Annotated in this window: 12 protein-coding genes and 2 pseudogenes; 8 read left to right on the top strand and 6 right to left on the bottom strand. The window is 68.9% G+C overall.

The genetic code is table 11. The features are described 5' to 3' along the window. Nucleotides 1-190: 190 nt before the first annotated feature. The 6 genes and pseudogenes from AC0IZJ_RS23065 to AC0IZJ_RS23040 all read left to right on the top strand — a co-directional run bounded on the left by AC0IZJ_RS23065 (nucleotide 191) and on the right by AC0IZJ_RS23040 (nucleotide 2,911). A complete protein-coding gene (locus AC0IZJ_RS23065; RefSeq protein WP_471853907.1) occupies nucleotides 191-526 on the top strand; it encodes a hypothetical protein in 336 nt (111 codons plus the stop codon). After that, a complete protein-coding gene (locus AC0IZJ_RS23060) occupies nucleotides 523-906 on the top strand; it encodes a hypothetical protein (RefSeq protein WP_471853906.1) in 384 nt (127 codons plus the stop codon). The genes AC0IZJ_RS23065 and AC0IZJ_RS23060 overlap by 4 nt, the downstream gene beginning before the upstream one ends. Nucleotides 907-911: 5 nt before the next feature. Further along, nucleotides 912-1,190 (top strand): annotated as a pseudogene (locus AC0IZJ_RS23055) (redoxin domain-containing protein); the annotation flags it as partial. A gap of 259 nt (nucleotides 1,191-1,449) precedes the next feature. Next, nucleotides 1,450-1,746, top strand: a complete 297-nt coding sequence (locus tag AC0IZJ_RS23050) for a peroxiredoxin family protein (protein ID WP_471853905.1) — start codon at nucleotides 1,450-1,452, stop codon at nucleotides 1,744-1,746. A 29-nt stretch (nucleotides 1,747-1,775) separates the two neighbouring features. After that, nucleotides 1,776-2,231, top strand: a complete 456-nt coding sequence (locus AC0IZJ_RS23045; RefSeq protein WP_471853904.1) for a c-type cytochrome — start codon at nucleotides 1,776-1,778, stop codon at nucleotides 2,229-2,231. Next, the gene (locus AC0IZJ_RS23040) at nucleotides 2,231-2,911 is read left to right on the top strand and encodes a lectin (RefSeq protein WP_471853910.1); all 681 of its coding nucleotides are present in this window, start codon (nucleotides 2,231-2,233) and stop codon (nucleotides 2,909-2,911) included. The genes AC0IZJ_RS23045 and AC0IZJ_RS23040 overlap by 1 nt, the downstream gene beginning before the upstream one ends. A gap of 43 nt (nucleotides 2,912-2,954) precedes the next feature. On the opposite strand, the gene truD is transcribed toward AC0IZJ_RS23040, so the two are convergent. Both truD and AC0IZJ_RS23030 read right to left on the bottom strand, forming a co-directional pair. Next, a complete protein-coding gene (gene truD / locus AC0IZJ_RS23035) occupies nucleotides 2,955-3,986 on the bottom strand; it encodes a tRNA pseudouridine(13) synthase TruD (protein WP_471853903.1) in 1,032 nt (343 codons plus the stop codon). Nucleotides 3,987-4,150: 164 nt separating this feature from the next. Beyond that, on the bottom strand, nucleotides 4,151-5,158 hold the full coding sequence (locus AC0IZJ_RS23030) for an aldo/keto reductase (RefSeq protein ID WP_471853902.1): 1,008 nt from the start codon (nucleotides 5,156-5,158) through the stop codon (nucleotides 4,151-4,153). Nucleotides 5,159-5,306: 148 nt separating this feature from the next. Here AC0IZJ_RS23030 and AC0IZJ_RS23025 point away from each other — a divergent pair, with 148 nt between their 5' ends. Beyond that, nucleotides 5,307-7,928, top strand: coding sequence for an excinuclease ABC subunit UvrA (locus tag AC0IZJ_RS23025; protein ID WP_471853901.1), 2,622 nt, complete (start codon nucleotides 5,307-5,309; stop codon nucleotides 7,926-7,928). 25 nt (nucleotides 7,929-7,953) lie between these two features. Here the strand turns inward: AC0IZJ_RS23025 and AC0IZJ_RS23020 are convergent. Further along, nucleotides 7,954-8,382, bottom strand: a pseudogene (locus AC0IZJ_RS23020) (VOC family protein). 254 nt (nucleotides 8,383-8,636) lie between these two features. Between AC0IZJ_RS23020 and AC0IZJ_RS23015 the strand changes: the two are divergent. Beyond that, nucleotides 8,637-9,239, top strand: coding sequence for a PEP-CTERM sorting domain-containing protein (locus AC0IZJ_RS23015; RefSeq protein WP_471853900.1), 603 nt, complete (start codon nucleotides 8,637-8,639; stop codon nucleotides 9,237-9,239). Between the two features lie 20 nt (nucleotides 9,240-9,259). Here AC0IZJ_RS23015 and AC0IZJ_RS23010 read toward each other — a convergent pair whose 3' ends face one another. From AC0IZJ_RS23010 to AC0IZJ_RS23000, 3 genes are all read right to left on the bottom strand, one after another. Beyond that, nucleotides 9,260-10,126 (bottom strand): ABC transporter permease, encoded by an 867-nt coding sequence (locus AC0IZJ_RS23010; RefSeq protein WP_471853899.1) that lies wholly within the window; start codon nucleotides 10,124-10,126, stop codon nucleotides 9,260-9,262. After that, nucleotides 10,123-10,926 carry an ABC transporter ATP-binding protein gene (locus AC0IZJ_RS23005; RefSeq protein WP_471853898.1) on the bottom strand — a complete coding sequence of 268 codons (804 nt, stop codon included), beginning with the start codon at nucleotides 10,924-10,926 and terminating at the stop codon, nucleotides 10,123-10,125. Before AC0IZJ_RS23005 ends, AC0IZJ_RS23010 begins: the two co-directional genes overlap by 4 nt. A 654-nt stretch (nucleotides 10,927-11,580) precedes the next feature. Beyond that, on the bottom strand, nucleotides 11,581-12,588 hold the full coding sequence (locus AC0IZJ_RS23000) for an ABC transporter substrate-binding protein (RefSeq protein ID WP_471853897.1): 1,008 nt from the start codon (nucleotides 12,586-12,588) through the stop codon (nucleotides 11,581-11,583). Between the last annotated feature and the right edge of the window lies 1 nt (nucleotide 12,589).

The raw sequence follows: 12,589 nt of genomic DNA, 5'->3' as shown, positions 1-12,589 counted from the left end.
GCCTCTTCTTTGGTGACTTTCTTCTGGCCCCGCAGAAGAAAGTTACCCGGCCGCCGGGACGGACTCCCGGCAATGCACCGAGCAAACACCGCACCCCGCCAAAGCAACCAATACCAAGACAACAGCAATACCAACACCCAATCCGATGCGCCCCTGCCCCACCCTCGCTGCCCTTCTCCCGCTATTGATCGTGACTAGCGTCATCGCCGCCCAAGCCCTGACCGCCGACGACATGCGCGACGCCGAAGAGACGCTGCACAACCTCGACTCGCGCATCAGCCTGCAGAACAAGAAAGCCCTGGGCGACGCCAAGGAACTGGCGCGTTATTTCCAGCAGGTCGAAAACCACTTCAGCGCGAAACCAGACGCGCAACGCGGCGTGGAGTTCTCGCGGAAATCCAAGGCCCATGCCGACGCCATCGCCACCGCCGTCCAGGCCGACAACTACGACGCCGCGATGGACCACCTCAGCGATCTCACCCGCAGTTGCAAGACCTGCCACGAGGTCTACAAGAAACCGAAATGAAGCGCCTTGCCCTAGCAGTCACCGCGGCCCTCCTCACCGCCCCCCTGACCCAGGCCGCCTCGCGCCACGAACTCAACACGTGGATGCGAGCCGTCGACGCCAAGACAGTCACCGTGCAGAAGCACCTCGCCGCTGGCCGCCACGACGCGGCGGTCGCCGACGCGCAGGCCCTGCAGAAGCTCTACGCCGACATGGCCCTGTACTTCGAGCGCGACTACCCGGCCGCAGACGCCGTCGGCTTCTCCCGCGACGGCGAAAAGCTCGCGGCCGCTATTCCCGTCCTTGTGGCCAAGGGCGACATCACCGCCGCCGCCCAGTCGGCCCGTGCCATCGCGCTGGCCTGCAACGACTGCCACGACCCCTACAAGCCACTCCCGTAACGCCCATGAAGATCACCCTTGCCCTCTCGCTGCTGGCCCTCGCGGCCAGCGCCCACGCCGCCCTCAAACCCGGCGACGCCGCACCCGACTTCAAGGCCACCGCCGCACTGGCCGGCAAGACGGTTGACGTGCAGCTGAAGGACGCGCTCGCCAAGGGCCCCGTCGTCGTCTACTTCTACCCGGCCGCCTACACCGGCGGCTGCAACCTGCAGGCGCATGAATTCGCCGAAAACCTGGCCCGCTTCACCGCCGCCGGCGCCAGCGTCATCGGCGTGTCGGGCGACGGCTCAGGGCCTGTTCACATGGCGGCAGTGGGCCGCGAAGGCCAGCAGGCGGAGGCCAATCAAGGCGCGACGCGCCGCCCGCATTGATATGCGGGCAAGCGGCGCAACGCGGAGTGACCTCTGCCTGCTGGCCTTCCCTCCGGGTTGTGGCCAGGAAGCCCGCGCGCGGCGTTGCAAATCCTCGCCGGGCAACCAGCCCGGCTGCGGTTTGCGCCTTGCTCGCGGGCTTCCTGGTCACAACGCGGCCCGCTGCCGCCATGTGAACAGGCCCTTGCGGCTGCGCGAGTTCTCCACCGACCCCGAAACCTGCGCCGGCAAGCTGACCGTCGCCTCCGATGCCGACGGCCAGATCGCCCGCGCCTTCGACATTGCCACCACCGCCACGCCGGCCGGCCGCAAGACGACCCAGGGCCAGGACATCACCCACGCCCGCGCCGAGCGCACCAGCTTCGTCATCCGGCCGGACGGCCGCGTCGTCGCCACCGTGGGCGGCCTCGCGCCGGCCGCCAACGTGGCCGCGGTGCTCGCCGAGGTCGAGCGCCTGGCAGGCCGCTGATTCCATTTCCCCAACCACCCAACGCAACGATGAAATCACGCTTCCTCGTCACCGCGGCGCTGCTCGCCACCGCCGCCCAGGCCCAGCAGGCCCCCAAGCCCGAACAGCTCATCAAGTGGCGCCAGTCCACCTACCAGGTCGTCGCCTGGAACGCTGGCCGTGTGAAGGCCAATGTGGATGGCACGTACAACAAGGACGAGGTCGTCCGCGCCGCCAACGCCATCGCGGCGCTGGCCAACAGCGGCCTGCCGTCGCTCTTCCCGCCCGGCACCGAGACCGGCAAGGGCTGGAAGGACACCACCGTGAAGGCGACGCTGTTCAGCGACACCGCCGGTGCGGCCGCCGCACAGGCCGCATTCGGCAAGGAAGCCTCCGAGCTGGCCCGCGTCGCCCAGGGTGGCGACGTCGCCGCGGTCAAGGCCCAGCTCGCCGCCCTGCAGAAGACCTGCAAGGCCTGCCACGACGATTTCCGCAACAGCAATTGATCATGAAAAAACTGCTCTTCGCCACTGCCACCCTGCTTGCCCTCAACGCACAAGCCCAGACCCCGCCCGCCGGTGCCGCGAGCGCACCGCCGCCCCCGCCCTTCACCTTTTTCGTCACCAGCGTGGGCGGTGGCAACGGCGCCAACTACGGCGGCCTGGAAGGCGCCGATGCGCATTGCCAGAAGCTGGCCACCGCAGCCGGCACGCCGTTCAAGAGCTGGAAGGCCTACCTGAGCACGCAGGGCGCGAACGCGGTCAACGCGCGCGACCGCATCGGCAAGGGCCCTTGGACCAACGTGCGCGGCCAGCCCGTGGCGCGCGACGTGGCCCACCTGCACGGCGACACCGTGGAACTGGCCCAGCTCGGCAGCAACCTGACGCGCAACACCGCGCTGACCGAAAAAGGCGAGCGCCCCAAGGCCGCCGGCGACACGCCCAACGAGCACGACATCCTGACCGGCTCCACGCCCGACGGCCGAGCCTTCCCCGAAGGTGCCGACAAGACCTGCCGGAACTACACGAGCGACGCCGAAGATGGCTCCGTGCAAGTCGGCCACTTCGACCGCACCGGCGGCGGCAACGCCTCGTGGAACTCCGCCCACGGCAGCCGCGGCTGCAGCCAGCCCAAGCTGGTGGCGACGGGTGGGGCGGGGTTGCTGTATTGCTTCGCGGCGAACTGAGCTGTGCAGCACCGCGCGGCAACCGCTTGAGGCGACGACACCGTCATTCGACGGCGGTGGACTCGTTCTCCGTGTGCCGGTCCGGCTCCGTGGTGCGGAGTATTTCGCTCAGAACGGACGTGGCGTAGGTCCCGGCGGGCAGGGAGAACGTGAGCACCAGTTGATCGGCTTGGGGCCATTCCCATGACATGTCCGCCGGGCTGGCCACCAGGGCGCGGCGCTGCTGGTCCAGGCCGGCGTGCTCCATGCCGTCGCACAAGGTGGCATGACTTGCAGCCACGCCGTTCTCCAGCGCCTGCGCTTCACCGGTGGTAGTGACGCGGCCCCGTCCCCAGAGCGGTCCGGTCGGCCGGCCCGCCTCGTCCATCACGTCACCTGGCAGGGTCTTGCCCCAGAGTCCCTGCCGAATGCGCAGCGCCAGCACTTCATTGAAGACGAAGGAGCGCACCGCCGACAGGTAGATGCCCTTCTTCTTCGGGTTGCGCACGCGGATTTCGCGCGCAAGCATGGCCCGGCCCTGCTCGACGTTGCCGCCCTCGAAGCCGAAACGCTGAGCGCCGAAGTAGTTGGGCACGCCATGCGACGCCACGGCCTTGAGATTGGCCTCGATGGCCTTCATTGCATCCGGGTCGCCGGTCACCTCACGCAGCACGATGCGGAACCGGTTGCCCTGCAGATCACCGGGGCGCAGCTTCTTCACGTGGCGGCTCTGGCTCAGCACCTTGAACTCCGCGTGCTGAAGCAGGGTCAGGTCGGGCGTCTCGCCGTGCTTGCCGCTTGGCAGATAGATGCTGAACCACTGACGGGTGATGGCGTAGCGGTCCTTGAGGCCCGCGTAGCCCACGTCCCGTTCCTCCACGCCGGCGGCCTCGGCCAGCTGCTGGGCGACGAAGGCAGTGTTGGCACCGTTCTTTTCGATGTCCAGCCAGATGTGTTCGCCCTCACCGGCGGGCAGCTGCAGCGGCAGTTCGGTCACGATGAAATCCTCGTTGAGGAGCTTCAACGTGGCACTGGCGCCGCTGGACGGATAAGCGTTGGGCCACTGCGGCAAGGTCGTGTATTGGGCGTCGGTCATGAGCAGTCTGGCGGCACCAGCCGTCGATAGGGGCAGGCTGGCTTGGGGCCGTCATTCTCTCGCTGCTCGCACGCCTCAACGCGCGTCAACGGATGTCACTCCAGCGGGAAGCGCTGGGACAGGCTGGCACGGTGCGTCGACACCGCGCCAAGCATGACCCGGCCTCAGGCCGGCTGCTTTTCGAGGCGCAGCGCTGCTTCCACCGTCGCCAGTTCCTCGTCCGTCAACGGCGCGCCGTTGGCCGCGCCGAGCGCATCGTCGATCTGCGCCAGCCGGCTGGCGCCGACGAGCACCGACGTCATGCCCGGGTGGCGCAGCACCCAGCTCAATGCCAGCTGCGGCAGCGTCTGGCCACGCGCATCGGCCAAGGCCTTGAGCGCGCGCACCACTGCGACGCGGCCGGGGGTGACGTCGGTGGGCTTCAGGAAGCCGCCCTTGGCTGCACGCGAGTCGGCCGGGATGGCCGAGGCGAGGTAGCGCTCCGTCAGCAGGCCCTGGGCCAGTGGCGAGAAGGCGATGCAGCCGATGCCTTCCTCAGAGAGCGTCTCGAGCAGGCCGCCTTCGACCCAGCGGTCCAGCATGCTGTAGCGGGGCTGGTGGATGACGCAGGGCGTGCCCAGCCGGCGCAGGATGGCGCTGGCTTCACGCGTCTGCTCAACCGAGTAGTTGGAGACGCCCACATACAGCGCACGCCCGCTGCGCACCGCATGGTCCAGCGCGCCCATGGTCTCTTCCAGCGGCGTGTCCGGGTCGGGGCGATGGGAATAGAAGATGTCGACGTAGGGCAGGCCCAGGCGCTTCAGGCTCGCGTCCAGGCTGGCCAGCATGTACTTGCGCGATCCCCATTCGCCGTAGGGCCCCGGGCCCATGCGGTAGCCGGCCTTGGTGGAGATGATGAGTTCGTCGCGGTGGGCGTGCAGCTCCTCGCCCAGCAGGCGGCCCATCGTCAGCTCGGCCGAGCCGGGCGGCGGGCCGTAGTTGTTGGCGAGGTCGAAGTGCGTGATGCCGCGGTCGAAGGCGCCGAGCACCATCTCGCGCGCGGTGTCGTAGCGGTCGACATCGCCGAAGTTGTGCCACAGGCCAAGCGACAGCGTGGGCAGCAGCAGGCCGCTGCGCCCGCTGCGGCGGTAGGGCTGTCGTTCGTAGCGTTGGGGGTCGGGGGTGTGGCTCATCGGGAGGATGCTCGGAGGCGCTGCCGGAACGGCGCCGGGATCGTATGCGAGTACCTTCATGTAATGCCGCCGGCTGCCGCATCGGGTGCGTCGCGGGATCAGCGCGAGTCCTACAGGCGGCCCGCTCCAAGGCGGCGAATATTTCGGCATGGCAAAAACCAGTGGCCCGCAGCAGGGCTTTGTCCGCGTTCGCGGCGCCCGCGAGCACAACCTGAAGAATGTCGACGTGGACGTGCCGCGCGACGCGCTGGTGGTGTTCAGCGGCGTGTCGGGCTCGGGCAAGTCGTCGCTCGCCTTCGCCACCATCTACGCCGAGGCGCAGCGGCGCTACTTCGAGTCCGTCGCACCTTATGCGCGCCGCCTCATCGACCAGGTGGGCGTGCCGGCGGTCGACAGCATCGACGGCCTGCCGCCTGCGGTGGCCCTGCAGCAGCAGCGCGGCACGCCCAGCGCGCGCTCGTCGGTGGGCAGCGCCACGTCGCTGTCCAGCCTGCTGCGCATGCTCTATTCGCGCGCTGGCCACTACCCGCCCAAGCAGCCCATGCTGTACGCGGAGGACTTCTCTCCCAACACGCCGCAAGGCGCCTGCCCCGGCTGCCACGGCCTGGGCCGCGTCTACGAGGTGACCGAGCAGTCCATGGTGCCCGACCCGTCGCTGACGATCCGCGAGCGCGCCATCGCCGCCTGGCCGCCGGCCTGGCATGGCCAGAACCTGCGCGACATCCTCGTCACGCTCGGCCACGACGTCGACACGCCCTGGCGCGACCTGCCGAGAAAGACGCGCGACTGGATCCTGTTCACCGATGAGCAGCCCACCGTGCCCGTGTATGCCGGCTTCACGCCCGCCGAGACGCGCGCCGCGCTGAAGAGCCGCATGGAACCGAGCTACCAGGGCACCTTCATGGGGGCGCGCAAATACGTGCTGCACACCTTCGCGACGACGCAGAGCGCACTGATGAAGCGCCGCGTGTCGCGCTACATGGTGGCCAGCGACTGCCCGACCTGCGAGGGCAAGCGGCTCAATCGCGAGGCGCTGTCGGTCACGTTCGAGGGGCTGGACATCGGCGAGCTGTCGCGCATGCCGTTGCGCGCGCTGGCCGAGGTGCTGCGCCCGGCGGCCGCTGGCTCGGCCCATGCCGCCTCACAGGGCCACGGCGTCAGCAGGGCCACGTCCAAGGCGCACACGGCGCAGCGCGTGGCCGCCGGCGGCAACGCCCACGCGGCCGCGCCCGACGTGCGCCGCACGCCCAACCTGTCGGAGGAAAAGCTCATCGCCGCCCAGCGCATCGCCCACGACATGCTGGCGCGCATCACCACGCTCAACGACCTGGGCCTGGGCTATCTGTCGCTGGACCGGGGCACGCCCACGCTGTCCAGCGGCGAACTGCAGCGCCTGCGCCTGGCCACGCAGATCCGCTCCAACCTGTTCGGCGTCATCTACGTGCTGGACGAGCCCTCCGCCGGCCTGCATCCCGCCGACGGCGAGGCGCTGCTCCACGCCCTGCGGGACCTGAAGGCGGCCGGCAATTCCCTCTTCATCGTCGAGCACGACCTGGGCCTGATGCGCGAGGCGGACTGGATCGTCGATGTCGGCCCCGACGCCGGCGAGCTGGGCGGCGAGGTGCTCTACAGCGGCCCGCCGGCAGGCCTGGAGGGGGTGACGGCCTCGCGCACGGCTGCCTACCTGTTCCCGCGCATCGCGCCGGAGCGGCCGCTGCGCCGCATGCCGCACGCCTGGCTCAAGCTGGCCGGCGTGACACGCAACAACCTGCGCGTCGTCGACGTGGCCTTTCCGCTCGGGAGCTTTACCGCGGTGACCGGGATCTCGGGCTCGGGCAAGTCCAGCCTGGTCAGCCAGGCGCTGGTCGACCTCGTCAGCCAGGTCCTCGGCCACGAGCCCCCTGCGCCGGACGCTGAAGAAGACGACGAAGCGGACGGCCCCTCGCGCGAGGTCACGCACGGCCACATCGCTGCCGGCGCCGAGCACATCCGCCGCCTGGTGCAGGTCGACCAGAAACCCATCGGCCGCACGCCGCGCTCCAACCTCGCCACCTACACCGGCCTGTTCGACCATGTGCGCAAGCTCTTCGCCGCCACGCCCGCGGCGCGCGCCAAACGCTTCGACGCCGGACGCTTCTCCTTCAACGTCGCCAAGGGCCGCTGCGAGACCTGCGAGGGCGAGGGCTTCGTCAGCGTGGAGCTGCTCTTCATGCCCAGCGTCTACGCGCCCTGCCCAGCCTGCCACGGCGCGCGCTACAACGAGGCCACGCTGAAGGTCCGCCTGCGCGACAGGAGCATTGCCGACGTGCTGGGCATGACGGTGGACGAGGCACTGAGCTTCTTCGCCGAGGACGCCGCGTTGGCGAGGCCGCTCACGCTGCTGCAGCAGATCGGCCTGGGCTATCTGCGCCTGGGCCAGCCCGCCACCGAACTCTCCGGCGGCGAGGCCCAGCGCATCAAGCTCGCCACCGAGCTGCAGCGCGCCCAGCGCGGCAACACCCTCTACGTGCTGGACGAGCCGACGACCGGCCTGCATCCGTCCGACGTGGACAAGCTGCTGGCGCAGCTGAACGGACTGGTGGACGCCGGCAACACGGTTGTCGTCGTCGAGCACGAGATGCGCGTGGTGGCGGCCTGCGACTGGGTCATCGACATCGGCCCCGGAGCAGGCGCCGAGGGCGGGCGGCTGGTGGCCTGCGGCACGCCGGAGCAGGTGGCGCGCGCCCAGGGCAGCCGGACGGCCCGCTACCTGGGCGACGCGCTGGCCTGAGCCCGCTTGAGCGGCCCGGCGGCGCTCAGAAGGTCACCTTGACCGACGCTGCACTCCGCCTGGCCTCGCCGTGGAAGACGGCCTCCATGTTGTTGCCATCGGGGTCCAGCACGAAGGCGGCGTAGTAGCCCGGGTGGTAGGGCCGCTCGCCGGGGGCGCCATGGTCCTTGCCGCCGCTGGCCAGAGCCGCCTTGTGGAAGGCGTCCACGGTGGCGCGATCCTTGGCCTGGAAAGCCATATGCACGCGCCCGGTCAGCTCGCCCTGCGCGGCGTCGCTCTGGGCGGTCGACACAAAGAGTTCATCGGCTCAGAAATAACTGTCGCCCGTGCCGCCGATGGGGATCTCCAGCACCTTGAAGACCGCCTCGTAGAAGCGCTGGCTGGCCGCCAGATCGCGCACGACGAGTTGGATGTGGTCGATCAGCCGGCCGCGATGCAGTTCCTGGGTTTCCACGGGCGCTCTCCTGTTCAGATGGGTGAGTGGAATCGCGATGTTAGGTAGCGATGGCCGGGCACGCCATGTGGGCGGGCGCCAAGTTGCAACAGCCGGTTCCAGCCGAATTCAGGGCCGTTGCGGCCGCGTCGCCAACACCTGCGTTTGCGGGTGTCGACCTGACTGACAACCGGGCCGGCGATGGCATGCTCGCTGCTTCCCGCAGCTAGATTCTTAAAAGTAGCCGGCCTGCCCAGCCGCCTCGGAACAACACCATGAAACCCGCTCTCAACTTGCTCTGCTGCGCCGCAGCCCTCGCGCTGCATGCCGTGCCCGCCCAGGCCGCCCCCGTCGCGCTGACCTGGGTCACGACCGTGAGGGCCGCCACCACCGTGCCCGGCGCCGTGATTGGCGAAAGCTACAAGACGACCATCGTCGTCGACAACGGCGGCACCTCGACCGCGTCGCAGACCTGGGCGGACTTCACTTTCGTGTCATTTCGCCAGGAGGGCGCTTCTGGCTGGTGGCTCGAGTCGGCGGTCATCAGCCTCCCGGGCAGCGGCGGCACCTTCCGCACCGATGCGCTCGGCAACGTGCTGGCGGCCGGCAACTGGACCAGCGGCGTTTCCGGCACCGGTGTCCTCACCTCCTGGGGTGGGGCCCAGCTCGGTAGCTGGTGGAACAACGCCAGCAACGAGACCAGTTGCCTGACCGGCAAGAGCGCCTGCGTCTGGGCGAACAACGTGTCGGCCAACCGCGTCGGTGCCAGCTGGACCGCAGCGCTGCAGCAGAGCGGCGGCACGGTTCCCGAACCGGCCTCGCTGGCCCTGGCCGGCCTGGCGCTGGCCCTGGCCGGCGCCGCGCGCAAGCGCCGCTGAAACAGCGAGGCTGACACCGCTCAGCGCTGCACGCCCCAGCGCCGCACCGTCAGCCGCTCGACGGTGTCGAACACGAAGCGCTCCACCAGCCAGCCGATCATCACGACGGTGGCCAGGCCGGCGAAGACGCGGTCGGTCAGCAGTTCGTTGCGGCTCTGGAAGATGTACCAGCCCAGGCCGCCCTGGCCCGAGGACGCGCCGAAGAACAGCTCGGCCGCGATCAGCGTGCGCCACGCAAAGGCCCAGCCTATGCGCAGGCCCGACAGGATGGCCGGCAGCGCCGACGGCACGAGGATCTGCAGCACATAGCGCATGCCGCGCAGGCCGTAGTTGCGGCCGGCCATGCGCAGGGTCTCGGGCACGCCGTGGAAGCCCGACAGCGTCGACAGCGCCAGCGGCCACAGCACCGCGTGCACGAGCACGAAGATGAGGCTGCCCGAGCCGAGGCCGAACCACAGCAGCGCCAGCGGCAGCAGCGCGATGGCCGGCAGCGGGTTGAACAAGGCCGTCAGCGTATTGAGCACATCGCGACCCGGGCGCGTGGCAACCGCCAGCGCCGACAGCGTCAGGGCGAGCACCGCGCCAAGCGCATAACCACGCAGCAACAGGGACAGCGAGGCCGCCGTGCGCGTCAGCAGTTCGCCGTTGCGCAGGTCGGTCCACCAGGCCTGGGCCGCCTGCAGGAAGCCGGGCAGCAGCAGGTCGTTGCCGGCCCAGCGCGCGGCCATCTCCCACAGCGCGGCGATGAGCACCAGCACGACGATCTGGCGGATGCCGTCGCGTCGCCACAGGCGTTGCAGGCGGCTGAGGGGCGCGAGCGAGGCAAAGGCGGGCAGCGGCGGCAGTGCGCGCTCGAACTCGGGTCTGGCGGGGTGGACGTCGCTCATGGCTCGAAAAGAAGACGGTGGATGCGCTGCTGCTGGGCCTGAAAGGTGGCGCTGCCGACACTGGCGATCTCGAAGGCGTCCGCGTTCAGCTCTGCGCGCACGCGGCCCGGGTGGGGCGACAGCAGCAGGATGCGATTGCCGATGAGCAGTGCCTCTTCGATGGAATGGGTGACGAAGAGCAGCGTGAAGCCCAGCTCTTTCCACAGGCGCAGCAGTTCCTCCTGCAGGCTGCGGCGCGTCAGCGCATCAAGCGCCGCGAAGGGCTCGTCCATCAGCAGCACGCGGGGGCGCATGGCCAGGGCCCGGGCGATGGCGACGCGCTGCTTCATGCCGCCGCTGAGCTGGTGAGGGAAGGCATCGGCAAAGCGGGTCAGGCCGACGGTTTGCAGCGCTTCGGCTGCGCGGTCACGGGCTTCGTCCTTGCCGCACTGGCGCGAGGCGATGAGGCCGAAGGCGACGTTGTCGAGGACGCGCTTCCAGGGCGGCAGCTGGTCGAACTCCTGGAAGACGACGACGCGGTCGGGGCCGGGTTCTTTGATCTCGCTGCCTTGCAGAAGGATGTCGCCAGAGTGGGGCGGGAGGAAGCCGGCGATGGCCTTGAGCAGACTGCTCTTGCCGCAGCCAGAGGCGCCGAGGAGGACGAAGCGGTCGGCCTGGTGGACGTCGAAGCTGACTTCGTGGGTGGCGCGGATGGTCTTGTTTTCGCTGCGGTATTCGAGGGTGAGGTTGCGGACCTGCAGCAGCGGGGTTGGCGTAGCGGCGGCCAGCGCGGCGTGTTCTTGGGGGGCGGTGGCGGTCATGTGCTTTGGCTGTTCGGCTCTGGGTTGCTTTGATGAAGTGCGGTGTTTGCTCGGTGCATTGCCGGGGGTCCGTCCCGGCGGCCGGGTAACTTTCTTCTGCGGGGCCAGAAGAAAGTCACCAAAGAAGAGGCCCTGAACCGCACACCAGCACCATGTGCACGAGCTGCGCCGTGCAACAGCCGTTGGGTCAGCGGGCAGACGCGAGCCGCTGCGCTCTCGCTGCTGTCCTTGTCACCACCGCCATCCATCGCTGCGTCGTGCCGCCTAACGCGCGGCTGCACGCCGTGCTCACGAGCCACCCCAATTCAGCGTCGCTCGGGCGACGCGGTCGCTGCCAGCACCTCTGCGGCGTCGCCCCAGCGACGCGGCTGTTCTGGTGAGCCCGGCGTGCAGCCGCGCGTTAGGCGGCGTGAAGGGGCGCGCCATGGCACTCGTCACAAGGACAGCAGCGAGAGCGCAGCGGCTCGCGTTGTCCCGAAATGCCTCTGGTCGTTTTCGCGCGCCGCTCCTGGCGGCGCCGCGGTCGCGTGCGGTTCAGGGCCTCTTCTTTGGTGACTTTCTTCTGGCCCCGCAGAAGAAAGTTACCCGACCGCCGGGGCGGACTCCCGGCAATGCACCGGGCAAACACCGCACCTCGCCAAAGCATCCTTAGCCTCAACTGCCCCCCACTAAATGCGCATCCTCAAAAAAGTAGTCCTTCACCGATGAAGGCTTCGTCTTGATCGCCCCCACCCGAAACATGAAATCCGCCAGCGCAAACGTGTTCTCCGGCGTCAGCTTGAACTCGACTTCAGGGTTGCGAATGATCTTCAGCAGCAATGCCCGGTCGACCTTGCTCTTGTTCGTCCGCAGGTAGATGTCAGCCGCCTTCTCGGGGTCCGCCTTCACCAACCGAGCAGCCTCGGCCAAGGCATCCACGAACGCCCGATACGTTTTCGGGTTGTCCTTGCGAAACTTCTCCGTCGCATACAGCACCGTCGCCGAAGCCGGCCCGCCCAGCACGTCGTAGCTCTTCAACACCACATGCGCCGATGGATTGCCGGCGAGCACCTGGTCCTGGAACGGCGGGTTGCCGAAATGGGCATTGATCTCGGTGCCGCCCTTGATGAGCGCGGCCGTCGCCTCCGGGTGAGGCAGCGCCACCTGAAGCCGATCCAGCTTGTTGAACTGGGCATCACCCCACAGCTTGGCGGAAGCCAGCTGCAGGATGCGCGACTGCACGGAGACGCCGGTGGCCGGCGTGGCGATGCGGTCCTTGTCGCCGAAGTCGGCAATGGTCTTGACCGCGGGGTTCGTGCTGACGAGGTAGTAAGGGAAGTTGCCTAACGACGCCACGCCGCGCACGTTCTGCTTGCCAGTGGTGCGGTCCCAGATCGTCAGCAGCGGGCCGACGCCCGCACCGGCGATGTCGATGCCGCCGGACAGCAGCGCCTCGTTGACCGCCGCGCCACCCGAGAGCTCGATGAACTCGACCTGCACGTCAGGCAGGCCTTGGGCCTTGCCGTGCTTCTGGATGAGCCCTTGGTCCTTCGCCACGTCGAGCAGCAGGTAGACGACACCGAACTGCTCGGCGATGCGGATGCGGCCTTCGGCTTGGGCGGCCAGGGGCAACGCGAACAGAGTCGCCAGCGCCAGGCGGCGGAATGTCTTGGACAGGGTCATG

The organism is Roseateles sp. AC306, from assembly GCF_979253795.1.
Note: the sequence above shows the minus strand (reverse complement) of the source record. Positions and strands in the feature narration are given on the sequence as shown.